Genomic DNA, 24,153 nt, shown 5'->3' with positions numbered 1-24,153 from the left:
CGGACCGACGAGCGTCAGCGGGACTCCACCACGCTGGGTCCTTCCGGAGTCGCCCGCACTGTGAGCTGCGCCGGAATCTGCTCCTGCATCGCCTCGACGTGACTGATCACGCCGACCGTCCGACCCCCCTGACGCAGCTCGTCGAGGGTGCGCATCGCGACGTCGAGGGTGTCGCCGTCGAGCGATCCGAAACCTTCGTCGATGAAGAGCGTGTCGAGGCGGATTCCGCCGGCGCGCGCCGTGACGACCTCGGCGAGACCGAGCGCGAGAGCGAGCGAGCTGAGGAAGGTCTCACCACCTGAGAGCGATTGCGCGGGGCGGGTCTGTCCGGTGAAGGCGTCGAACACCACGATCCCGAGGCCCGAGGCGGCACCCCTGGCCGCCAGGGCGTCGGAGTGCTGCAACTGGTAGCGCCCGGTGGACATGTCGCCGAGGCGCCGGTTGGCCGCCTCCACGATCTCTTCGAGCTCAGCCGCGAGCACGAAGGTCTCGAGCGTCATCTTGCGTGTATTGGCCCCACGCCCGGCGATCGTGTCTGCGAGTCCGCGCAACACATCGAAATCGGCCGTCTGCGCGGCGGTTCTGGCATGCTCCGAGGCCGCAGAAGCGATGAGTCCATCGAGTCTTTCCACGGTGCCGGCGGCGCGGGCGGCATCGTCGACGGCAACGCTCCAGGCGGCCCGCGCCGTCGACGACGCTGCCTCCACCGGCGCGAGATCGATCGGTTCCTCGGGAAGCGTGCGCAGTTCGAGGTCGAGCAGGATCGCGCGCTCCTTCTCGCGCTGCACGGCGTGCGCGGTGATCCGCGCATCCAGGGCCTCCAGCGCCGCCGTGGAGCGCACTGCCTGCTGCTGCACGGCGGCGGCATCCGCGAACGGTGAGGAGGCGAGTGCGGCCTCCTGCTCTGCCGCGGCCTCTCCGACCGCCACCTCGCGGCGCTCGCGCTCCGCGAGGGATTCAGCCAGGGTGTGCGCCGCGGCCACCTGCGCCGTGGCCTCGGCCAGACGGTCGGCGACAGTCGGCGCGTCACCCCGCGCCTCTGCGATGAGGCCCTGCGCATCGGCGTGCCGCTGCGTCAACACCGCCTGCTGCTCACGAGCGGCTGCGAGCGCGGCCAGATCTGTCGCCCGGTCCTGCTCCAGACGCTCGGCGCGTTCCGCGAGCTCCTGTATCCGCACGTCGAGGGCGAGCGTCTTCTCCGCAGCGGCAAGAGAGTCCGCGTGCTCGGCAGCGACCGCTGCCACCTCGGCCTCCGCCTGTGCGAGGGTGCGACCGTCGGCGCGGGTGGTGGCGACCGCAAGCTCCGCGCGGAGCTCCGCGGCCTTCTGCGACGCCGCTCGTTCGTCTGCTGCCGCCGCGTCTCGTCGTCGTTCGGCCACGGCCACGTCGTCGGCCGTCACCGGGTCCGCGTGCGCGGCGAGGGCCGGATGCTCGTGCGAGCCGCACACCGGACAGGGGTCGCCCTCAGCGAGGACCGATGCGAGCTCACCCGCGAAGCCGTCGAGCCGTCGCTTGCGCAGTTGCGCAAGGGTTGTCTGCGCTTCCGCATGTGCGTCGGTGGCGAGCGCGAGCGCATGTTCCGCCGACACCTGCTCGGCATCGAGGCGAGCGACCTCGAGTGCTGCGACGGCACGCACCTGAGCCTGCCCGAGAGCCACACCCAGATCGGCCGTGCGGTCCGCGCGACGGCGGGCCTCATCCCGTTCCGTGGTCAGCGCGATCGTCTGCGACGGGAGCGTCGCTCGATCGACCTCCCGCTCGTCGAGACGCGCCACGATCGCCGCGACGGTCGCCTCCGCAGCGCGCAGGTCATCGGCGAGAGCAGGGGCCTGGGTCTCGAGGGCGAGCGCGCGCTCCCAGGCACCGGTCTCTCTGGTGCGCTCAGCCGCCCACGCTTCGAGGTCGTCGGCGCGAACGCCGAATGCGTCCCACGCGGCCTGTGCTCGTTGCGCGGTCTCGACCGCACCTATGAGCGCGACCCGTGCGCGCTCATAGGCTGCCAGAATCCCTCGGATGCTCTCAGCGGCGCGGGCATCGGAGAGCTCGGCGCGCGCCTGCGCAATGAGCGGCTCCTCGAGCTCCAGCTGAGCGAGCGCCGCCCTGGCTCGATCGCGCTCCGCCTGGTCGCGCTGAGCCTCACGCGCCGCGGCGAGTGCCGCATCGGCCGCCGCGGATCGACGTTCCGCGTCCTCACGCTCCGACGCACGCCGCTCGGCCCGATACTCCGCCCGTGCCTGCGCACGTCTCAGATCGTCGAGACGCTGATCGGTCGAGGCACCTGCTCGCGGACCGGGCCCCCGCGGAGCGGACTCCTGCGGGTCGGACTCCTCGGACGGCTCTCCCCACAGTTCCGCCTCGTCGACCAGGCGCTCCGCTTCCTCCACGCGCGCCGTGACCGTCGCCACCCGCGCGCCGAGCGCCTGCTCCGCCGCGCGACGTCGCTCATCGAAGCGCGCCTGCACGTCTTCGAACCGCTGCGTACCGAACAGTCGACGCAGCAGCGCCTGGCGATCCTTGCTGTTCGCGAGCAGGAATTCCGAGAAACGGTTCTGTGCGAGCAGGATCACCTGCAGGAACTGCTCCCTGCTCAGTTGCAGGATCTCGTCGAGCTCATTGCCGACGTCGACCGCACGTGCGGCCCGACCGATCCACCCGGCATCCGTCCACTCGTCGAGGGCGACAGCAGATGCCTGCTTCGTGAGGCCTCCGCCACGCTTCGCAGGCCGCAGGTACTCGGGCGATCGTGTGACGCGGAACCGCCCGGCGGGTGTGCTGAACTCGACGACGACCTCGGAGGGATCATCCGGCTCGCAGTGATCGCTGCGCAGCCGCTTCTCCCCGCCGTCGTAGCGAGGGACACCGCCGTACAGCCCGAAGCAGACCGCGTCGAGGATGCTCGACTTGCCCGCGCCTGTGCGTCCGGCGATCAGGAAGATGCCATCGTCGGCGAAGGCATCGAAGTCGACGCTCTGACGGGCGCGGAACGGACCGAACCCCTCGACCTCGAGGCGATGGAGTCGCATCAGACGAGCGCGTCCGCACGCACGCGCTCATCGAGCACGTCACGGATGAGTGCGCCTTCCGCGTCAGTCGCGCCCTGCCCCTCGCGTACATGCTCCAGGAATGCCTCGACCCGGTCGACATCGGTCACCGCCGAACGCAGCCGCTGCACGTAGGAGCGCTCATCCTTCACCGCAGCGACATCGGGCTGGTGCTGCACCATCGCGCAGTAGGCGAAGCTCTCGCGCAGGCGACGCATCGGCTCGGTCTGCGGAAGGACATCGGTGTACACGGCGCACACCCAGTCGCCCGCGTGGGCGGCGACGTTCTCCTCGGAGAGGATCTCGGCGAGAGTTCCGGTGAGCGTCACCAGGCGGCGCGGCACGGGTAGCTCGAGCCACGACACGGTCGAGAGACCGGAGGAGTCCAGATCGACGAGCCAGGATCCGCGCTGCTTGTGCTGCTCGCCGAAACTGTAGTGCAGCGGCGCACCGGCGTAGCGGACGCGCTCGCTGAGCTGCTGACGGCCGTGGATGTGGCCCAGCGCGACGTAGTCGGGGCCGTCGAACACGCTGAGGGGAACGACGTCGAGCCCGCCCTGGCGCACCTCGCGCTCCAGCCCCGCTGTGGCGTCGACGCCTGCGGCGAAGCAGTGCGCGATCGCCACGGAGCGGCCCTCGTGGGCGCGCATGCCGGCACGGACGAGCTGCATCGCATGTGCCATGGTCTGCGCCTGGGTGCGGAGCGGACGCCCCTCGGCGTCGCCCTGCGGCCAGTGCTGACGCACGATCGCCGGCTCGAGGTACGGGATGCCGAAGAAGTGCACTGGTCCGTCGGCGTCTTCGATCGTCACCGGCGTTCCGATGCCCAGCGGGTCGGTGAGCACGTGGATGCCGTCACGGAGCAGGCGCGCCTGGAAGCCGAGTCGGGCGGCGGAGTCATGGTTGCCGCTGGTGACGATGACCCGTGCGCCCGTGTCGTGCAGCGCGACCAGGGCATCGCCCAGCAGCGTGTACGCGGCCGCGGACGGCGTGGCGGAGTCGAACACATCGCCGGCGATGATCACCACATCGACGGAGTTCTCGCGCACCTGCGCCGTGAGCGCTCCGAGCACCTCGGCCAGCGCATCCATGGTCGAGGTGCCATGGAAGGTGCGGCCGATGTGCCAGTCGGAGGTGTGCAGGATGCGCATACTCACACGGTACGAACCCCCACCGACATTCGGTCCGAGGCGTGCCGTGGCATCCGCTCCTGGCAGGGGAATCACAGCGATCTCCCCGCGGCGGACGCCACGGCCGCTCTCAGTGCGCCGCGAGCACGGTGTCGCCCTGCGCCGGCAGGAGCGTCTCCTTGGACCCGCGCACCATGCATGCTGCAATCACGGACGCCCCGACCATCAGGATGGATGCCGCGATGAACGTCCAGCCGTACGCATCGGTCAGCCCCTCAGGCGACACCTCCGCCTGCGCGTGCCCGCCGACCGACGCCGCGTACACGGCGGTGAAGACGGAGAGTCCGATCGATCCCCCGATCTGCATGGCCGAGTTCGCGACCGCCGAGGCGACGCCGGCGTCGTGCGGTGCGACTCCCGAGAGCGCGAGGTTCTGCAACGGGATGAAGACGAAGCCCATGCCGATGCCGAGCAGCACGAGTGCCGGCGCGATCTGCACGAAGTACGCGCCGTCCGGGGTGATGCCGGAGAGCGTGAACAGCCCGGCGGCAGCGATCAGCGGGCCGACGATCAGCATCGGGCGCGGACCGATGACGGGGAGCAGCTTGGTCGCGATCGGGGCGAGCACCATCGTCGCGATCGGGAGCGGCAGGCTCGCCAGTCCCGCCTGCAGTGCGCCCATGCCGAGCACGAACTGCAGGTGGAAGGTCAGGTAGACCGTGGCCCCGATCATGATGGCGCCCGCGACGCCCTGGATCAGGAAGGCCCCGCCGCGCACGCGGTCCGCGACGACCCGCAACGGCAGGAGCGGTTGGGAGACCCGCGACTCCACCCACACGAAGACGCCCAGCAGCGCGAGACCGCCGACCAGGAAGGCGACCGTCAGCGGGTCGCCCCACCCGTTCTCGGCGAGCGTGAAGCCGTAGACGAGCAGGCCGAGCCCGAGCGTGACGGTGAGCGCACCCCAGACGTCGTAACGGTTCTCCCCCTCGGCCTTGCTCTCGGTGAGCACGATCGCGCCGCCCACGACGCCGACCACCACGAAGAAGAGGTTGACGAGCAGGCACCAGCGCCAGTCGGTGAACTCGGTGAGCACGCCGCCGAGCAGCATGCCGATCGCCGCTCCGGTACCTGCGACGGTTCCGAAGACGGCGAAGGCCGTGTTGCGCTCGCGACCGGAGGGAAACGTGACCGTGAGGAGGGCGAGAGCCGCCGGCGCCAGCAGAGCGGCGAAGACGCCCTGGAGCCCGCGGGCGAGGATGAGCTCCCATCCCTGCTGCGACAGTCCGCCGTAGAGCGAAGCCGCGCCGAAGCCGAGCATGCCGATCATGAAGACGCGCTTTCGGCCGACGTAGTCCGCGATCCGACCGCCGAGCAGGAGCAGCGCCCCGAACGCGAGCGCGTAGGCGGTCACGACCCACTGGCGCTGCCCGTCCGTGAGCCCGAGGTCGGCCTGGGCACGCGGCAGGGCGATGTTGACGATGGTGCCGTCGAGGACGACGACCAGCTGCGTGAGCGAGATGACGATGAGCGCCCACCATCGGGTCTGAGGGCGGGCGCGCAGGGATGACGACATGGAAAAACCTCCGGTGTCTGGTGAAGGATGCCGGAGGTTTCGAGCCTCGGACCAGCGCGCCGTGAGCGCCTGACCACCTCAGCCGACGGGGCTGAGCAGACGTCCACTCTATCCCTGGTCGCTGGCTCTCGTAAGCGGAAGGTCCCCTGACCCACCCTCGTCACGACGATCGACACTCGGTGATGCATGATGCGCGGTGCGCGATCACATGTGCGGCGTGCGGGGCTGCGCGATGCGTTCCGGGCTGCCCTCCGCCCACATGAGCCGGATTGCCCCTCCGGCAGGGGTTGTGTCCGCCTCGTCGTGACTACCGACTTCCGCTGCTACTCCTTCAGGTCGTTGCTCCAGTTCGCCTGCTGGATCCGGTTGTCGAGCTCGCGCAGCTCCTGCGCGACACGGTCAGCGCGTGCGCGCAGCTCGCCGACGGGAAGTGCCGAGATCTGACGCAGCTCCGAACGCATCTGGCGCAGGAACTGGTCGTTCGCACCGGATGCCGCCGCAGCCGCATCCGCGAGCAGCGAGTGCTGCATCCTGAGCACATCACGGGCGGCGAGAGCATCGGTCATGGTTCCGTCGACGCCGAGATCGAGACGCGAGTTGGTGGCGTTGATGCGGCGGATGAGCTGTCGCAGCTGTTCGAGGGCGGCATCGGCCTCGACGATCAGCGCGGCCGCGTCCTCGGCAGGCTCCTCACCCTCCTGGTAACGGGCGTTCGCGGTGATCCGTGCGCGGAGTTGTTCGATGCGGCGCTGCAGATCGGCGCGCGCCGTGAGTGCCTCGGCGAGTTTCATGACCTCATCCTGCCAGCCGGATTCCGCGTAACACAGCGTCACACTCTCGCTGAGGCGCCGAGGGGTCAGCGGACGCGCAGGAGCCCGGCATGCTCCGGGTGCGCGTCGAACCAGTCGGCGACGTACCAGCACACCGCGTCGACCTTGCGATCACCCCGCGCGATGATGTCGGCCACCGCTCCTTCCACGACGACGCCGGCGTAGCCATGGCCCCGGAAAGTCGGGATGGTGAAGGCCCTCGTGAGTGCCACCGTCCGTCCGTCGTCGCGATAGTCGAGCACGCTCACCAGCTGGCCGTCCCGGTGGAGCGTGTAGCGCGATGCGTCCTTCTCATCAGTGAGGAGGAAGCCTGAGGCAAGCGTCGAAGTCGTCACCTCCTCCACGTTACGCCCGCCGTGCGAGGGTGTCGTCGTTTTGACACGGACCGACACGATCCGACATAATCCCCCCATGACCACCAACGCAAGCCCTTTGTCCGCCCAGGAGGCGAACAGGACTGCCGGGATGATGATGCCCGGTCGCGTTGGCATGTGTTGCCGAATGTGTCGCTGAACGAACAGCCACCCCGCCCGACTCGCCCCTTCGCGATCTGCGAAGCCTGAGTCCCCGAGCATCCACCCTTTGCTCGTCTTCCGGCTCGCCCGGTCATTCATGCAACGCATCAGAGCCCATCGGCTCACGTCCTGAGGACTTCATCATCATGTCGAACATCGCACTCCTTGAGCGTCCCGCCGCCACCTCCGTCCACACAGCACAGGATTCCGCCGTGCCGCTCGCCGCCGCCGCCGACCTCCCCGCCGTCCGCTCCCCCCGTGGTTTCGCCCTCTATGTCGGTCTCGACGAGATCAAGGCAGCCGAAGCCGGAGTGAGCCTCCCGCTTCTCGTCGACGCACTGCGTCGCACGCTCGCCGAGCTCGCCCCCGGCGCCGAGACGCACGCGACCGTCGCCCTCGCCCCGCACGGCTCCGGCGGTCGCGACCTCGACGTCGTCCGCCTCGCATTGCACGAACCCGGTGCGATCGCCCGCACCAAGGCCGCGGCCGAAGAGGACGCCACTGACGAAGAGGGTGGCGTCGTCGTCGACATCTCACGCAAGCGCGTGCTGATCGATGGCGAATCCGCTGCGTTCACGTACAAGGAGTTCGAGCTGCTGCAGTATCTCGTGCTCCGCGAGGGCCGCACGATCGAGCGCAGCGAGCTCGTCTCCGCCCTGTGGCAGGCTCAGGACGACGAGACCCCGGGTGAGCGCACGATCGACGTGCACGTGCGTCGTCTGCGCGCCAAGCTCGGCCGCTACGAGGACATCGTCCGCACCGTGCGCGGCATCGGGTACCGCTTCGACCGGCACGCCGACGTCGTGATCCGCTACGGTCACGGCACGCCTTCGCCCGACCGCTTCTGACCCGAGTCCGCACCCGGGCACCGAGGTTCGACGTCCACAACTCAGGACCGTCGATGCTCCGGAGCCCGAAATCGCAGTTCTGACCGGTGCGCGAGGCCGAACGGCCTGAGTTGTGGACGCCCCCCGAACCCTGCGGAGCAGCGAGCCGCAGCCGAGTGCGTCCGCCGCAAATCAGGACGCCTGAGCCAGAACACGCGGATTCCGACGCTGCACCCGCCGGTGGCGCGACTTCTTCCTGAGTTGTGGGGGCGCCCGAGTGTCGGGCCCGCCACGTAGGGTGGGCGCATGACCCTGACAGCGGATGCCGGAGCGGCCGACGCCGCGATTCCGGAGCCGCCCAGGGAGACCGTGTACCGGCCGGCGCACCCCGTCGACCTCCTCTCGACCGTCGGCATGCTCCGCCGCGGACGCACCGACCCGACCACCGTCATCGACGGGCCCGTGATCTGGCGCGCGATCCGCACACCTTTCGGTGCCACCACCCTCGCGCTGCGCGCCGTGGGCGATGAGATCCGCGCCTCGGCGTGGGGGCCGGGGGCCGAAGACGCCCTGAGCCGGGTACCGCGCCTGTGCGGAGCAGACGACGATGCCGACGGTTTCGATGCGTCGCTGCACCCCTTGATCGCCGAGTCCGCCCGCCGCCATCCCGGACTGCGCCTCACGCGCACCGACGAGATCTTCGATGCCCTCGCCTGCGCGATCATCGAGCAGAAAGTCACCGGCATGCAGGCCTTCGGCGCCTGGCGCGCGCTCGTGTCTCGTTTCGGAGAGCGCGCACCGGGTCCCACCCCTCGCCCCATGCATGCCCCTCCTCCCTCTTCCGTGTGGCGCGGCATCCCCTCATGGGCGTGGCACCGTGCCGGCGTCGAGCCTCCGCAGTCGAAGACGATCGTGCGTGCCGCCCTGCGCGGCGACAGCATCGAACGCGCTGTTCAGGCGGCGCCGACGGGAGCGGATCGCGACCGGGTGCTCACGAGCCTCCCCGGCATCGGCGTCTGGACCTCGGCGGAGACCCGCATCCGCGCGCTCGGCGACCCTGATGCGGTGAGCGTGGGCGATTACCATCTGGCGCACGAGGTCGGCCACGCGCTCACAGGGAAACGCACCGACGACGACGGAATGGTCGCGTTGCTCGCCCCGTGGAGCGGTCACCGTCAGCGCGTGATCCGACTCATCTTCGCCAGCGGCGTGCACGAGCCGCGACGCGGCCCACGACTGGCGCCGGAGGACCACCGCGCGCGCTGAACGCCAGCCCCTAGGCTGAGGGCATGAACGCACCCCGGCGCCTCGGTCTCCGCCTGCTCGTCACGATCGGCCTGCTCATCATCGGCGTCGTGGTCGGACTGATCTTCCAGAACGTGTGGCTCGGCGTACTGCTGGCCGCGATCGTCTGGTTGGGCTGGTTCCTCGGCTACGAGTCCCGCCGAGGCCACAACGCCGGCGTGAACGACGAGGACCACGGCATCGAGCTCTGAGCCCGACGCTCAGTAATACACGGCGAGCGGGCCGGAGGGTCCGTCGACCACCTGCACGGCGGTGTCGAAGACCTGGCTGAGCACCTCGTCGGTCATGATCTCGGACGGCGGACCGAACTCCACGACGGCGCCTTCCTTCATGGCACAGATGTGGTCCGCGTAGTGCCCGGCGAAATTGATGTCGTGCAGCACGATCACGATCGTGCGTCCCAGCTCCTCCGCCGCGCGACGAAGGTGCTTCATCATCTGCACGGCGTGCTTCATGTCGAGGTTGTTGAGCGGTTCATCCAGCAGCACGAACGCAGTGTCCTGCGCCAGCACCATCGCCACGTACGCACGCTGCCGCTGCCCACCCGAGAGTTCGTCGAGATAGCGGCCCTCGAGCGGCGCGAGGTCGAGGAAGTCGATCGCACGACTGATGATCTCCTCGTCCGCCCGCGTGAGCCGCCCCTTCGAGTGCGGGAATCGACCGAAACCCACGAGCTGACGCACCGTGAGGCGCGTGACGAAGTGGTTCTCCTGGCGGAGCACCGACACGATCTTCGCCAGGTCCTTCGATCGGGTGGACGCGACGTCGTAGCCGGCGATCTCGATGGCACCGGCATCCATCCCGCTGAGCCGCCCGATCATGGTGAGCAGCGTCGACTTGCCCGCCCCGTTCGGACCGATCAGCGCCGTGATGCCGCCGGCGGGGATCTGCAGGTCGACGGGGCCGATGACGACCTCGCTGCTGTAGTCCTTGCGGACGCCCTGGAGTGTGATCACAGTCGGCCCTTTCTGAGGATGACGATGAGGAAGACGGTGCCGCCGACGAGCTCGATCAGAATCGACACCATGCCCTGCGCGTAGAAGACGTTCTTCATCACGAAGTACGCGCCGGCGAGGATCGTGAACGCCGTGAGCACGGCCACAGGGAAGATCAGGCGATGGTCGTGCGTGTCGGCGAACTGGTAGGCCAATGTCGCCACCAGGAAGCCCAGGAACGTCATGGGTCCGACCAGTGCGGTCGAGGTCGCCATCAGCACCGCGACCAGGAACAGCACGATGAACAGCTCCCTGCGGTGGTCCAGGCCGAGCGAACGGGCGGTGTCGGGGCCGAGCGCCATGAGGTTCAGCCGCCGCGCACGCATCCACAGCAGCACCGCGGCGCCGACGCACAGCGGTATCGCCAGGGGCAGGTATGAGGCGTCGGCGTTCGACACGTTGCCGAAGAGCCGTGCGGCGAGTACGTCGAACTCGCTGGGGGTGAGCAGACGCTGCATGAAGGTGGAGATGGCGCCGAGCCCTCCCCCGATGATGATCCCGATCAGCAGCATGATCTGCAGGTTCCCGTACCGCCCGGACAGCAGCCATCCATACAGCGCCATGGCGAGGCCGACCATGATCGCGACCTGCAGTCCGAACTGCCAGATGCCCTGGATCGCGACGAGTCCCGCCACTCCGAAGAGGTACACGGTCGAGGTCTGCACCACCCGATACAGCGACTCGAAGCCCATGATCGAGGGCGTGATGATCCGGTTGTTGGTGACGGTCTGGAAGGCGACCGTCGCCACCGCCTGGGCGACGGCGACCACGGCCATGACCGTCACGCTCGTGGCGCGATGCTTCGCGATGCGCCAGAAACCGTCGGAACCGACCGGCATCGGGTTGTCCCACGCGAGAACGCCGAAGCCGAATACCGCGGCGGCGACGATCAGTGTGCCGAGCACGACGGCGTAGCGCCGCCGGGCGTGCGCCGTCGTGAACGACCCGGCCGAACGCGCGTCCGTCGCCACGGGGCTAGCCACGACGACGCTGCCTCAGAAGAAGAAGGATGAATACGACTGCACCCACGATCCCCAGGATCAGCGACACCGGCACTTCGAACGGCATGATGATCGTGCGTCCGATGATGTCGCAGACCGTGACGATCGCGATGCCGAGCAGACACACCCAGGGCAGGTTGCTGCGCAGATCGTCTCCACGCACCATCGAGACGATGTTGGGGACGATGAGCCCCAGGAAGGGCAGGTTTCCGACCACGACGGTCACGACGCCCGTGGTGATCGCGATGAGGATGGTGCCCAGCAGGATGATGCGGTTGTAGTTCACGCCGACGTTGGTCGCGATCTCCTCCCCGAGCCCGGCGATCGTCAGTCGGTCAGCGACGATGAACACCACGACGCCGACCAGGGCGACGATCCACAGCATCTCGTACTGGCCTCGGAGCACCGAGGTGAAGCTCCCCGCGAACCAGACCCCGAGGCTCTGGAGTGAGTCGGTGACCAGGGCGAAGTAGGTCGATACGGCCCCGACCACTGACCCGAGCATGATGCCGACGATCGGGACGATGAGCGAGGACGTGAGCGAGACGCGGCGCAGGAACGCGAAGAACACCATCGTCCCGATGAAGGCGGCGACGATCGCACCCACCATCCGCAGAGGAATCGACGGATGCGGCACGAGCACCATGACGACGAGCAGTCCGAGACCCGCCCACTCGGTCGTACCCGTGGTGGTCGGTTCGACGAACCGGTTCTGGGTAAGCAGCTGCATCACGAGACCGGCCATGGCCATCGCGGCCCCCGCCAGCACGAGGGCGATCGTGCGCGGGACGCGAGTGATCTGGAACATCTCGGCGCCGTCGTCGGCACCGGCGATGTCGTAGACCCCGGTGAACAGGGACAGCCCGAGGAGTGCAGCGACGACGAGCACGCCGATGAGCAGCTTCACGTCGAAAAGGCGCCCCGCGTATCGCGGGGGCGTGGTGACAGCAGTGGATTTCATGATGACGGTGCGGCGGCACCCGCGCGTGCGTCGGGTGCCGCCGCGGGTCCTCAGTTGCCCGCGCTCTTCTCGAGTGCGTCGGCGAGGTCGTTGAAGAAGGTCGTGTAGGTCTGGATGCCTTCGTTCAGGTACGTGTCGGTGGGCATGTAGACGATCTGCTCGTCCTTGACCGCCGTGACGCCGGCGAGCGCCTCGGAGTTCTCGAGGATCTCCGCGGCCTGCACGTAGTCGGGGGTCTCGTCGGCGAACACGGCGTCGCGGTCGAGCACCAGGATCCAGTCGGGGTTCGAGGCGGCGATCGCCTCGACCGAGATGTCATCGCCCTGGTGGTCGTCGGTCGCGTCAGCGACTTCGAGGGCGGGCGTGAGTCCGAGGATGTCGTAGACCGGTCCGAGCGAACGCCCCACGGTCGGCGCCAGGTAGCCGATGGCTCCGCCCGAGGTGTTCACCGCCATCACGGTGTCGGCGTCGTCGTAGGCGGCTTTCGCGCGCTCGACGGCAGCGTGGAAGTCGTCGACCAGCTTCTTCGCCTCGTCCTGCTTGCCGAAGATCTCTCCGAGCACGGTGACCTGACGGGTGAGCTCCTCGTCGAAGGGCTCGCCCTCGCGCGGTTCGAGATCGATGATCGTCGCGTCGGGCACGAGGTCGGCGATCGCCGTGTTGTGCTGAGTGAAGCGCTGGCCGCTGATGATCAGGTCGGGCTCGACGGCGACGATGGCCTCCAGGTCCGGCTCGCTGTGCAGACCGACATCCACGATCGCGTCGTCCTTCACATACGACACGGTGTCGGGCATCAGGGCGACCGCCCCGGCCGACAGCTCCACACCCCAGTCCGAGAGGGTCTGGAACGTGCGGTTGTCGAGGGCCACGACGGATGCCGGCGGCGTCGCGATCTCGTGCTCACCGGTGTTGTCCTCGATGGTGACGGATGCCGCTGCGGCTTGCGACTGCTCCGGTTCGGCGGTGCCGCCGGTGGCGCAGCCGGAGAGGGCGAGAAGGCCGACGAGGCCGACGCCTGTGGCGCTGAGAGTTCTGGGCATGGACATGGAGAGACTCCTGTTCTGCGGGGATCGATGCGTCGCACAGGGGACGCCGTGAGTGAGTTAGGGTTGCCTACCCTCACCAGAATTAGGTTAGCCTTAATCCATGAGCGAGACGAAATCCGATTTCACGATCGAGCGCCGCGGCCTGGAGCTGCGCTTCCGCACCGTCACCCTGACCGCGCGCGAGTGGCTCGCTCCCGACTTCGTCCGCGTGCGCCTCAGCGGCGAGGATCTCGCCGGGTTCGATTCTCCCGGCGCCGACGACCACATGCGCCTGTTCTTCCCATCGGGACCGGTGGACTCGATCGAGGAGCTGCGGTCCGCTCCGAGCCGGGAGTACACCCCTCTCGCCTGGGGCGACGACTGGCTCGACGTGGAGTTCGCGGTGCACGGCGACCAGGGCGTCGCGGCGCCCTGGGCGGCGACCGCTCCCCTCGGCTCCTCCATCGGCGTCGGCGGGCCACGAGGCTCCGCGGTGCTCACCGGTGCTCCCGGTTCCTGGCTTCTGGTCGGCGACGAGACCGCGATCCCCGCGATCCGCCGCTTCGCCGCCCTCATCGCACCCGACGACCCGGCGCGGATCGTCATCGAGACCGTCTCGGCCGGGCGGGAGATCGACATCGATGCCCCTGTCACGGTCGAGTGGCTGCACCGGGGCGAGGCGCCCGCCGGCTCCGCACTCGTCTCCTTCCTCGAATCCCTCGCGCCCGGAGACATGGTGGGCGACGATCCGTTCGTGTTCATCGCCGCCGAGCAGGGGATCGTCAAGCCGGGGCGCGCTCTGCTCGCACGATGGGCGATCGACCCCGCGAAGGCCGTGATCAAGGGCTACTGGAAGCGCGGCGAGTCCGAGTACCACGCCCCGCACTGAGCAGGCCGGATCCACCGCACGCGCGCCCGCAATCCCGCTCCCCCGCACGTCGGCCGGGAGACTGGGAGCATGGCTCTTCTCGATCACCTGGGCATCACCGTCGCCGACCTCGAGCGCGGGCGTGCGCAGTTCGACCCGATCCTCACCGCGCTCGGCTATCAGAGCGGCGGCGAGAACGACCACTCGATCTCGTGGCACAACGGCGATGAGACCGAGATGATCCTCTACACATGGGACGAGGACTCCACCCCGCATCGGCACGGCCGAGTCGGCTGGCAGCATCTGGCGTGGGCCGTGGACTCCCGCGACGAGGTCGATCGCCTGCATGCGATCGCTCTGGATGCCGGGTGGACCGCCGTGCGCGATCCGAAGGAGTACCCCCGCTACAGCGACCGGTACTACGCCTCATTCGTCGAGGATGACGACGGCATCCGCATCGAGTTCATGTACAACCCGCCGCGCGATCCGGCTTGACGCCCGGGCGTGTCGCGCCCTAGTCTCGAAAAGCTGTGCCGACCGGCGCAGCGCCCAGCCGAGGAGACGACGGATGACCGCCCTGCGGAATCTTCCCCACGCAACGGCATTGCCGCTTCAGCAGAAGCGCAATGACCGTTTCGAGTCGTACCCTCCGGCACGTGCCGTGTGACAGCATCCGCTTTCGCGCAGCCCCGTACCGTCAGGTCCGGGGCTTTTCTCATGAGGATCCCGACCTGTGGCTGAACACCACCCAAGGAAGGAATCATGGAGAGGCTCTCCGCACGGCTGCTGTCGTGGGCGTCGCTGATCGACGAGAAGACACTCGATCAGGCGCACACCACGGCCCGCATGCCGTTCATCCACCCGCACCTGGCGCTGATGCCGGATGCACACCTCGGCAAGGGGGCGACGGTCGGCTCGGTCATCCCGACGCTCGGCGCGATCATCCCCGCGGCCGTCGGCGTCGACATCGGCTGCGGCATGATCGCGGTCCGCACGCAGTTCACGAGGAGCGACCTCGACGGGCGCGACCTCGCGGAACTCCGGGAGCAGATCGAGCGCGCCATCCCGCTGTCGGCCGGCCGGTACAACAAGAAGATCGTCGCGACCGCGGAGCCGCGCGTCGCCGAGCTCGAGGACCTGGCCGCGAGGCACGAGTTCGACCCCGAGAAGTACGCGGGGAACTGGCGCCTGCAGCTGGGGACGCTCGGCTCCGGCAACCACTTCATCGAGGTTTCGGTCGACGAGCTCGACCGGGTGTGGCTGTTCCTGCACTCGGGTTCGCGCGGCGTCGGCAACAAGATCGCGGGACACCACATCGGTGTCGCACAGAAGCTGTGCAGACAGTGGTGGATCGACCTCCCCGACCCCGACCTGGCGTACCTGGTCGAGGGCACCCCGGAGTTCACCCGGTACATCAGAGAGCTGCGGTGGGCTCAGCACTTCGCGTTGCTCAACCGCGAGGAGATGATGGACCGGGTCATCCGTCAGGTGTCGGAGTTCCTCGGCACGGCGGTCGACGAGAAGGAGCGCATCAACTGCCACCACAACTTCACCGAGTCGGAGAAGCACTTCGGCACGCAGGTGTGGGTGTCGCGCAAGGGAGCGATCCAGGCGGACGCCGGTCGGCCGGGGCTCATCCCCGGGTCGATGGGCACCGCGTCGTACGTCGTGGAGGGCCTCGGCGACCCGCAGTCGCTGAACTCCTCGCCGCACGGTGCTGGACGCGAGTACTCCCGGTCGTCCGCGCGGAAGACGTTCACGCATGAGCAGCTGCGGGAGGCGATGACCGGAATCGAGTTCCGTGACACGGACGCGTTCATCGACGAGATCCCGCAGGCCTACAAGCCGATCGACCAGGTGATGGCGGATGCCGCGAGCCTGGTGACCATCCGGCACACGCTGCGCCAGCTGGTCAACGTGAAGGGCGACTGAGCATGCGAGGTGGGCGGTGACGATGCCATCGCCCACCTCGCACCCAGCGGGCAACCAACATACTGCGCGGCCGGGTGCGCGGTCATTACACTGGCGTCCGAACGAGGAGGCGCCTCCCATGTCACGATCCGCACTTCGCCTGCCGCACATCGGGATCGGACGGAACAGCGATGTTCGTCCGCACTGACGATCTCACCACGGCGCTGAGACTCATCACCGCGGGCTCCTGCGTCAGCATCGTCGGGCCGGACGGAAGCGGACGATCGATGCTGTTGCGCGAGATCGCCGCGACCCTGGAGCAACGCGGCTACCCGACCACGCAGATCGTCGGCGTCGAATCGCTCCGCGCCCGCCCTTTCGAAGCACTCGATCTCGCGGGTGAAGTGCCGACTGGATCGTCGATGCCAGGCGCCAGACTGATGGTCACCGCGATGGCCGAGCGCGCTGCCGGCCGACGGTCCGTGCTGCTGGTCGATGACGCCCCGTTCGTCGACGAGGAGTCGTGGGGCGTGATCGCCGCCGTGCACGCGCGCACGGGGGCCACGATCGTCACGACCTCGGCCGCACCCCGCGAGGGCGGGACCAAGAGACTGCATGCGATCGTGAGCCAGGCGGCCGAGCTGCGTCTGCGGCCGCTGACATTCGAGGCGGTCTCGGATCTCGTGCACGAGCAGCTCGGCGGCGCGGTCGACACCGGCCTGGTGGGACGCGTGTACACCCGTTCGGCTGGCATCCCCAGCCTCGCGGTGGCGATGATCACCGCCGCCCGCACGTTCGGCCACATCGCTTCCGTCGACGGCACGTGGACGATGACCGGCGAGCTCTGGCACGATTCGATGTCCGGGGCGGTCGAACATCTCCTGGCGCATGCGGATGCGGATGAGCTCGAAGCCATCGAGATCCTGGCGCTCGCCGGCGTGCTCGACATCGACACAGCGGAAGAGCTCGTCGGCCGCCACCTCATCGAATCGCTCGAGGCCGCGAGCCTGCTGCTGAGCATCGAGCCATTCGGCCGTCTCTCGGTCACGGTGACACCACCCCTCATCTCCGACTACTTCCAGAACCGTCCCAACTCCGTGCGCCGCAGTCGCATCCTGCGGACGATCCAGGATCAGTTCCGTCGCGCCGGCGGACCGGCCTCGCGCACCGATCTCCTCCCCGGGAGCGCGGCAGACGCCTCGCTCGAACCGGATGCCGCCGAGATGGCGCTGGTCCGACTCATCAGGGACCGCCACGCCGCCCAGCTCTCGGCCCGGCGGCGCGCCTGGGAGCGAGACCCCGGCGTCGACACGGCGACCAACTACCTGTTCACCCTGTTCGACGGGAAGCACGACCCCGAAGTAGCACTGCAGGTGTTCGACCGCACTCCCACCGTCGTCGGCGACGGCGGAGCGCGCGCCATGTTCCGCATCCTCCAAGCGCGGTGGCACGCGCTCGCCGCCGGTGAGACCGCCTCAGCGCTCGCCATCCTGACGGCAGCGGCAGCTGATCAGCCCCGATACGAGACGATGCTCGAGGTCTGGGCGACCCACTTGCGGATCATCAGCACCGGGGTGACGCCGGCGCTGATCGACCGGCTCGCAACGCTCACCGGTCGGGATGCCACGACGGCCGACTCGATCGCCTCGGTGCATTCCACGGCGCTCATCCTGCGCGGTCGCGCCGAATCGGCGCACGATCTTCTCCGGCACGCGGATGACACCTCCACGAAGATCGGGCGCGTGCTCGCTCTGCTGCGGGGCTGGGCTCTGCTCGGTCGAGGCGACGTCGCCGAGGCGCACGACTGGGCGGTGACCCACATCGAGCAGAGCCGCGTCGAGCTCGACCTCGAGAATCTGCGTGGGCACACCTATCTGGCAGCCGTGTCCGGGATCAGTCTCGGACGATTCCGCACCGCAGAGATCCACCTCGGGCGGTTCCTCGCGCTCGGCGAGCCGGGCTTGGGGCAGGAGGGGAGCCAGATGGGCGCATTGGCCCTGGCAGCGATGCTCGCCGCCAGGGCAGGGCGGCTCAGTTCGGCGACGTCGCTCGCCGCGCAGGCTGCGGCCACCGGCGTCGCGATCGGTCCGTGGCCGGGGATGGTGGCCGCGCTCCCCGACATCACCTTCCGTCTTCTGGACGGCGACACGGTCGGCGCCGAGCAGGAGATCCGTGCGCAGATGACCGCCCTGGAGGCACGCGGCTATCTGCTCGCCGCAGGCATGCTGCGTGTGCTGACCGCGGGCTTCGGCGCGCACCCTCGTGAGGCTGGCGAGACGGATGCCGCTATGAGCACGCTCGAAGGCACCCTCGTCGCGCCGATGCTCGACATGCACGCCGCCATCGTGCACGAGGACCATCGAGAACTGGAGCGCCTGGGGGCGTGGTTCGCGGCACAGGAGCGTCTCGACCACGCGGTGCTGGCCTACGAGCAGGGACGCGACATCGCGCTGAGGCGTGGAGAGGACGCATCCGCCGATCGCCTCACGGCGGCCCTCGTCGGGCTGCGCGCACGCCGCGACCCCCTCGATACGGTGCCGGTCGTCGGGCGTTCCCGCACTCCCGCAGATCTGTCGAACCGAGAGCGCGAGGTCGCGCGTCTCGCCGCCCATGGGCAGTCGAATCAGGAGATCGCCGAGCATCTGGGGATCAGCACGCGGACGGTGGAGAGTCACCTGCTCAAGACCTTCCGCAAGCTCCGGGTCTCCGGGCGCGCGGAACTGGCGGAGTTCTCCTGGCTGTAATCCGTTCGTCGGCCTGACCACCACCGGGTCCGTCGCACCGTGCACGTGATTCCGTGCCGGCTCCACTGACTTCGCCGACCACAGCACGGAGAGCGTCACTGACGCGCCCGGAGCGATAGGAGCGTTGAGGAGTTGCCCCGCGCAGCGCACTCACATCGCACCGCTCTCAGAGAGGACTGCCACATGGCACGTTCAGCCCATCGCCCCTCGCACGCGCCGGAAGGAAGGCCTCGCTCCCGCCGCCGCAGGGTCGCCGGTCTCGCCGTCACGGCACTCGCTGTCGGAGCCGTCGCGATCCCCGGTGGCCTCCTCGGCGCTCCCGCGGCGCAGGCGGCCGACGCGATCGACTGCTCCGCCATCTACGCGATGAACTCGACCAACGGTGCCGGAAGCACGCTGTGGAGCATCGACACCGACACCGGTGCGCAGGCCAAGGTGGGCGAGTTCACCCCCGGCGCCAACGCGAACTCGACGTTCAACGGACTCGGCGTCGGCGTCACGCCCGAAGCCCCTGCCGGGCAGGCGTACGCCATGCGCTCCGACACCTGGACGTTGAACGAGGCCGGCGCCTTCGAGACGTTCGACTTCGCGACCGGGACCACCACCAGCGTGAACGTCACCCGTCTGCCCGCCACCTGGACCACGACGCAGTCCCACGGCGCCGCGGATCCGCAGAGCTCCCGCTACCTCCACGGCAACGCCAATGGGGGCGTCCTGACGATCGACAGCCGTGACATCGCCACGGGCGAGCGACAAGGGCGCTTCCGAGTGAACTTCGGCGCGAACCCGGCTCCCGGCCCGAACGGAGACATCGCCCTCGACCGCGCGGGCAACATGTACATCGTGATGAGCGGCGCCAACGACGCAGCCATCTACGTGCTGGACGCGAACGACGTCGCGCCTGCCGCGACGGAGCCGTACCCGACCGCTCGCGCTCGGATGATCCAGACCTTCACGGTCGCCGATGCCGGCGGCGTCGGCGTCAACGGGATCGCCTTCGATCGCGACGGTTACCTCAACGTCAGCACCGGACTCGAGCTCATCCGGGTCAACCCGATGTCAGGCGACGTGACGAGCCGCGTGACCTTCTCCGAGTCAGGCGTCGTCGACCTGGCGTCGTGCTCCGCTCCGAGCCATCTGACGCTGGAGAAGGATTTCCCCGAGGGCCGTGAATCCGGTGATGACACCGACCAGGTACGGCTGACGATGTCGGGATCGGGGCTGGAGAACCTCCAGGCCTTCACTACCGGCACTGATGCGGGTGTGCAGAGCGCACGCCTCACCGCCCCCGTGCTCCCCGGCGCGGTGATCACCATCGGGGAGTCCGGCACGGGCGCGGACCCGACCAGGTACCAGTCGTCATGGAGCTGTGTCGACGGAACCACCGGGGCCCGGATCGCCTCGGGCGCCGGGACCAGCGGAGAGGTCACCGTTCCCCCGAGCGGTTCCGATGTGAGCATGCGGTGCACCTTCACGAACACCCCGCGCGGCGAGGGCGCGATCGCGCTGACGAAGTCGGCGGACGTGTCGCACGCGCAGAACGGTGACCTGGTCACCTACTCGTTCGATCTCACCAACATCGGCACCTCCGACCTGAGCGACGTGACGGTGGATGAGACCGGCTTCACCGGTGTCGGCACGCTCTCGGCCGTCGACTGCCCGTCGACCCCGCTCTCGCTCACCGTGGGCGAGACAGCGACCTGCACGGCGACGTACTCGCTGCAGCAGGGCGACGTCGACCGTGGATCAGTGGAGAACTCCGCGACCGCGGCCGGTACCACGCCCACCGGCGTCCGCGTCGTCTCGCCCCCGTCATCGGCGACTGTGCTCTCGGTGCAGTCACCCGCGCTGGCGATCGTGAAGTCGACCGACGCCGAGTGGTTCGCGGACGGCAGCACGCTCGACTACCTGTTCCTGGTCACCAACACCGGCAACGTGACGCTCACGGACGTCCGCGTCGACGAGACGGCGTTCACGGGGAACGGCACCGTGTCGGCGGTCGACTGCCCCGCGGGATCCGCCGCAGCTCTCGCACCCGGACAGTCGATGACGTGCACCGCCACCTACGCGGTCGAAGAGGCCGACCTCGTCCTCGACACGATCGACAACACCGCGCTGGCGGCCGGGAGCGCCCCGGACGGCGGATCCGTCGAATCGGACCCGTCGACCGCAACCACTCCCCGCGGCGAGGTCGCGCTCGACCCCGAAGTGACCGAGCCGGAGGTGACCGAGCCCGAAGTGACCGACCCGCAGGTACCTGAGGCAAAGGACACCGACACCGCGCAGGCGGACGGCGCCCTCGCCGCTACCGGCCTCGACACCACCGGCACTCTCATCGCCGGCGCCGTGGCCCTTGCTCTCCTGACACTGGGGACCGTGTTGCTCGTGCGACGCGCCGCCCGCAGACACCAGGCCTGAGCACGACCCAGACCGCCCCGGGGCTCGACAATCCCACCCCACTCCCCTCGTCGAGCCCCGGGGTTCTGTGCGCCACTCGTGATGCGCTGACCCGGCATCTGCTGCCGACGCTCAGACGATCGGCGCAGCCTCGACGTCGACCGGGCGATCCGTGAACGCCGTCTTCGGCACGAACACCAGCAGCACAGCCGCGGCGAGGGCTGTGACGCCGCACACGATCCAGACGGTGAAGTAACCGGCCAGGGACCCTGCCGTCCCCTCGGCGGCGCCCGCGGTCGTGGTGACGCCGTGGAGGAGCGCGATGCCGAAGACGCACGAGGCGATCGCGCCGCCGACCGTCTTGACCGAGTTCGTGAGGCCGGTCGCGACGCCGGTCTGAGAGGCCGGAGCGGCCGAGGCCGCCGCCGCGGGAAGGGCCGCGACGAGCGCTCCCGATCCGAGCCCGACGATGACCATGTTGGTGATGACCTGGGCGTAGGCGGCGTGGAAGGGCAGGAACATCAGGAACCCGACTCCGACCAGGACCGAGGCCCCCATCAGGGTGATCCGCGGCGAGATCCTGCGCGCGAAGAACGGGAACGACAGCGCGCCTGCGATCATCGCGATCAGATACACGCCGATGATCAGCGACGTGGCGAAACCCGTGGTGCCGAGACCGTAGCCGTACACCGCCGGGTCGGTGCGGGCGAACGTCGACAGCGGCGCCTGGGCGCCCAGCACGCTGACCCCGAAAAGACCGGCGGTGAGGAAGACCGGGCCCAGCGCCGGGGAGCGGAACATGCGCACGTCGATCAGCGGGTCGTGGTGGCGCAGCTCCCACAGCGCGAACGGGATGATCAGCAGCACACCGAAGACGACGACCGCCCAGGACCACGGGTTCACCAGGCCGCCTTCGAGGCGCAGCAGGCTGAGCCCGCCGGTGAAGCAGATCAGGGCGAGCGAGATCAGGATGAGGCCGATCGTGTCGAAGATGCCGCCCGTCGGCTCGGGCGACTCCTTGACCCCGAAAAGGATCACGAAGAAGCACACGACGATCAGCACGGCCGGAACCAGCAGCACGATCGTGAGCGGGAGCACATCGATGAGGGCACCACCCACGAGTGCGCCGATGATCGCACCGCCCTCCAGCGCGGCGACCAGCAGCCCTGCGGCCTTGGCGGTGATGCTCGCGCGACCCTCCATCCGGCGTGAACGCGACCAGATGAGCGCGATCTCCAGCGGCAGCCACACCACGTAGAAGCCCATCAGCGCCCACGCCGCGAGAAAGACGGGGAACGAGTCGGTGAACGGCAGCACGAGCGCCGCCGCCGCCGTCAACGCGGTCGAGATCAACAGCATCCGCTTGTGCCCGACCATGTCACCGAGCTTCGCGAAGGCGGGGACGACGAGTGCCGACAGCATCAGCTGCGCACCCTCGAGCCAGTTGACGTCGGCGTCGTGGATGCCCAGGTGACGGGCGATGTCGGTGAGCATGGGCGTGTAGTAGCCCTGCAGCACTCCGCTGGTGAACTCGACGAAGGCGAGGAACCCCACGACGACCGCGAGGGTGCCCAATGTCCGACTGCGCGTCATCGCGTCTCCTGCTTCTTTCTCGGCCGCGAAGCGCACCGAAGGACGGGTGAGATCACACTAGCCGTTCGAGGAGAGCCCGATGGAACCGCTCCCCGCGCTCGAGGGCCGCGATCTCGACGTTCTCATCGACACCGTGGATCGACGCCCGCTGCGCATTCGACATCTCCAGGGGTGCGAAACGGTATACCGCGGGCGAGAAGCGGTGGAAATGTCGGGAATCGGTGGCAGCCATCATGACGTAGGGCACCGCGGGCACGCCGGGATGCGACACGGCCAGCGCATCGGAGAGCAGAGCGAACTGCGCGTTCTCGGTCGATGACTCCGGCGATGGCTCACTCGCCTCGACCACCTGCACCGCGACGAGCGGGTCGCGGATGCGGCGTCGCACGCGCAGCACGGTCCGCTGCGTCGTCTCCCCCAGCGCGATGCGCAGGTTGACGGTGGCGGATGCCTGTGACGGGAGCACGTTGGCCGCGGTGCCGCCGGACTGCATCGTGGGGGCGACCGTGGTGCGCACGAGGGCCGCCGGCTCTCCGCCGAGAAGCGCGAACAGCCGTGCGGTCACCAGCGGCGCGGCCCCGAGGAACCGCAGCAGGTGGCGGGCAGGGCCGGGTGTCTGCGCGGACAGGCGCGTCAGCATCCGCAGGATGGCCTTCGATGCCCGCGGCCGGAAGGTGGTGGGGCCGAGGCGATCCACCGCGCGCGCGACGCGACGCACCGCTGTGAGCGACGGCGGTGCGGACGCATGGCCGCCCTCGCCGCGCGCCGAGAGCTTCACCGTCATGACGCCCTTCTCGCCGACGCCGATCATCGCCGCGCGTCCTGGTACGAAGGGCAGTGGCGCGTCGACCACGGCGCCGCCTTCGTCGACCACGAGCCAGGGGACGATGCCGCGTTCGCGGAACACGGCGGCGATCTCCTGCGCCGCATGCCCGTACGTCTCCTCGTTGCCGCCGAACGAGAGGTAGACGTCGCGCGCCGGCACGAAGCCGTCGCTCAGCAGGTTCTCGACCGCTTCGAGCACGACGATGAGCGGTCCTTTGTCATCGAGCGCGCCGCGTCCGTAGACGATGCCGTCGGCGATGACCCCGGCGAACGGCGGATGCGTCCAGGCGTCGCTCTCATCGACCGGGACCACGTCGTAGTGCGCCATCAGGACGACAGGTCCTTCCGACGGTGCGGCCTCTCCCTCCCAGTGGAACAGCAGGCCGAAGTCCGTATGACGCTCCCGCGTCAGGTGCGCGTGCGTGAGCGGGTAGAGCTCGGCGATCAGCGCGACGAAGCTCTCGAACGGCTCGGCGCCGCGCTCCTCGAGTTCGGCCGACACGGTGGGCAGCTGGATCATCCGCGACAGTCGTTCGTCGATGCCGGGGCGCACGGTCACTGGGGTCACGTTCGCCATCGTAGCGACGAGAAACGGCTGGTGCGGCTGCA

General features: G+C 69.0%; 19 protein-coding genes. 8 read left to right on the top strand and 11 right to left on the bottom strand.

Annotated elements, in window-relative coordinates; all coding sequences use genetic code 11:
- Positions 1-14 precede the first annotated feature (14 nt).
- From MRBLWO12_RS00385 to MRBLWO12_RS00365, 5 genes are all read right to left on the bottom strand, one after another.
- Positions 15-3,023: an SMC family ATPase gene (locus MRBLWO12_RS00385; RefSeq protein ID WP_363551691.1), complete on the bottom strand. Its 3,009-nt coding sequence runs from the start codon at positions 3,021-3,023 to the stop codon at positions 15-17.
- The gene (locus MRBLWO12_RS00380; RefSeq protein ID WP_363551690.1) at positions 3,023-4,192 is read right to left on the bottom strand and encodes an exonuclease SbcCD subunit D; all 1,170 of its coding nucleotides are present in this window, start codon (positions 4,190-4,192) and stop codon (positions 3,023-3,025) included. The genes MRBLWO12_RS00385 and MRBLWO12_RS00380 overlap by 1 nt, the downstream gene beginning before the upstream one ends.
- Positions 4,193-4,301: 109 nt before the next feature.
- On the bottom strand, positions 4,302-5,747 hold the full coding sequence (locus MRBLWO12_RS00375) for an MFS transporter (RefSeq protein ID WP_363551689.1): 1,446 nt from the start codon (positions 5,745-5,747) through the stop codon (positions 4,302-4,304).
- Positions 5,748-6,070: 323 nt separating this feature from the next.
- Positions 6,071-6,538 carry a DIP1984 family protein gene (locus MRBLWO12_RS00370; protein WP_363551688.1) on the bottom strand — a complete coding sequence of 156 codons (468 nt, stop codon included), beginning with the start codon at positions 6,536-6,538 and terminating at the stop codon, positions 6,071-6,073.
- A gap of 65 nt (positions 6,539-6,603) precedes the next feature.
- A complete protein-coding gene (locus MRBLWO12_RS00365) occupies positions 6,604-6,912 on the bottom strand; it encodes a GNAT family N-acetyltransferase (protein WP_363551687.1) in 309 nt (102 codons plus the stop codon).
- A gap of 326 nt (positions 6,913-7,238) precedes the next feature.
- Here MRBLWO12_RS00365 and MRBLWO12_RS00360 point away from each other — a divergent pair, with 326 nt between their 5' ends.
- The 3 genes from MRBLWO12_RS00360 to MRBLWO12_RS00350 all read left to right on the top strand — a co-directional run bounded on the left by MRBLWO12_RS00360 (position 7,239) and on the right by MRBLWO12_RS00350 (position 9,415).
- Positions 7,239-7,940: a winged helix-turn-helix domain-containing protein gene (locus tag MRBLWO12_RS00360; protein ID WP_363551686.1), complete on the top strand. Its 702-nt coding sequence runs from the start codon at positions 7,239-7,241 to the stop codon at positions 7,938-7,940.
- A gap of 285 nt (positions 7,941-8,225) precedes the next feature.
- On the top strand, positions 8,226-9,185 hold the full coding sequence (locus MRBLWO12_RS00355; protein WP_363551685.1) for a DNA-3-methyladenine glycosylase family protein: 960 nt from the start codon (positions 8,226-8,228) through the stop codon (positions 9,183-9,185).
- Positions 9,186-9,208: 23 nt separating this feature from the next.
- On the top strand, positions 9,209-9,415 hold the full coding sequence (locus MRBLWO12_RS00350; RefSeq protein WP_363551684.1) for a hypothetical protein: 207 nt from the start codon (positions 9,209-9,211) through the stop codon (positions 9,413-9,415).
- A gap of 9 nt (positions 9,416-9,424) precedes the next feature.
- Here the strand turns inward: MRBLWO12_RS00350 and MRBLWO12_RS00345 are convergent, their stop codons facing one another.
- From MRBLWO12_RS00345 to MRBLWO12_RS00330, 4 genes are read right to left on the bottom strand one after another with little or no spacing between them, the layout of a single operon-like run.
- Positions 9,425-10,180, bottom strand: coding sequence for an ABC transporter ATP-binding protein (locus tag MRBLWO12_RS00345; protein WP_363551683.1), 756 nt, complete (start codon positions 10,178-10,180; stop codon positions 9,425-9,427).
- Positions 10,177-11,202 (bottom strand): iron chelate uptake ABC transporter family permease subunit, encoded by a 1,026-nt coding sequence (locus MRBLWO12_RS00340; RefSeq protein ID WP_363551682.1) that lies wholly within the window; start codon positions 11,200-11,202, stop codon positions 10,177-10,179. Before MRBLWO12_RS00340 ends, MRBLWO12_RS00345 begins: the two co-directional genes overlap by 4 nt.
- Complete coding sequence (locus tag MRBLWO12_RS00335) at positions 11,195-12,181, bottom strand: iron chelate uptake ABC transporter family permease subunit (RefSeq protein WP_363551681.1); 987 nt, start codon at positions 12,179-12,181, stop codon at positions 11,195-11,197. Before MRBLWO12_RS00335 ends, MRBLWO12_RS00340 begins: the two co-directional genes overlap by 8 nt.
- A 50-nt stretch (positions 12,182-12,231) precedes the next feature.
- Positions 12,232-13,227 (bottom strand): siderophore ABC transporter substrate-binding protein, encoded by a 996-nt coding sequence (locus MRBLWO12_RS00330; RefSeq protein ID WP_363551680.1) that lies wholly within the window; start codon positions 13,225-13,227, stop codon positions 12,232-12,234.
- 100 nt (positions 13,228-13,327) lie between these two features.
- On the opposite strand from MRBLWO12_RS00330, the gene MRBLWO12_RS00325 reads away from it, so the two are divergent.
- From MRBLWO12_RS00325 to MRBLWO12_RS00305, 5 genes are all read left to right on the top strand, one after another.
- A complete protein-coding gene (locus tag MRBLWO12_RS00325) occupies positions 13,328-14,095 on the top strand; it encodes a siderophore-interacting protein (RefSeq protein ID WP_363551679.1) in 768 nt (255 codons plus the stop codon).
- A gap of 69 nt (positions 14,096-14,164) precedes the next feature.
- On the top strand, positions 14,165-14,569 hold the full coding sequence (locus MRBLWO12_RS00320) for a VOC family protein (RefSeq protein ID WP_363551678.1): 405 nt from the start codon (positions 14,165-14,167) through the stop codon (positions 14,567-14,569).
- Between the two features lie 267 nt (positions 14,570-14,836).
- A complete protein-coding gene (locus tag MRBLWO12_RS00315) occupies positions 14,837-16,006 on the top strand; it encodes an RtcB family protein (RefSeq protein WP_363551677.1) in 1,170 nt (389 codons plus the stop codon).
- 170 nt (positions 16,007-16,176) lie between these two features.
- Positions 16,177-18,729, top strand: a complete 2,553-nt coding sequence (locus MRBLWO12_RS00310) for a helix-turn-helix transcriptional regulator (protein ID WP_363551676.1) — start codon at positions 16,177-16,179, stop codon at positions 18,727-18,729.
- Positions 18,730-18,912: 183 nt separating this feature from the next.
- Positions 18,913-21,147 (top strand): DUF7507 domain-containing protein, encoded by a 2,235-nt coding sequence (locus tag MRBLWO12_RS00305; protein WP_363551675.1) that lies wholly within the window; start codon positions 18,913-18,915, stop codon positions 21,145-21,147.
- Between the two features lie 111 nt (positions 21,148-21,258).
- On the opposite strand, the gene MRBLWO12_RS00300 is transcribed toward MRBLWO12_RS00305, so the two are convergent.
- A complete protein-coding gene (locus tag MRBLWO12_RS00300) occupies positions 21,259-22,719 on the bottom strand; it encodes an MFS transporter (RefSeq protein WP_363551674.1) in 1,461 nt (486 codons plus the stop codon).
- Between the two features lie 52 nt (positions 22,720-22,771).
- A complete protein-coding gene (locus tag MRBLWO12_RS00295) occupies positions 22,772-24,121 on the bottom strand; it encodes a M20/M25/M40 family metallo-hydrolase (RefSeq protein ID WP_363551673.1) in 1,350 nt (449 codons plus the stop codon).
- Between the last annotated feature and the right edge of the window lie 32 nt (positions 24,122-24,153).

It is taken from the genome of Microbacterium sp. LWO12-1.2 (assembly GCF_040675875.1).
Taxonomy (GTDB): Bacteria; Actinomycetota; Actinomycetes; order Actinomycetales; family Microbacteriaceae; genus Microbacterium.
This window is presented reverse-complemented; position numbering and strand designations above follow the sequence as displayed.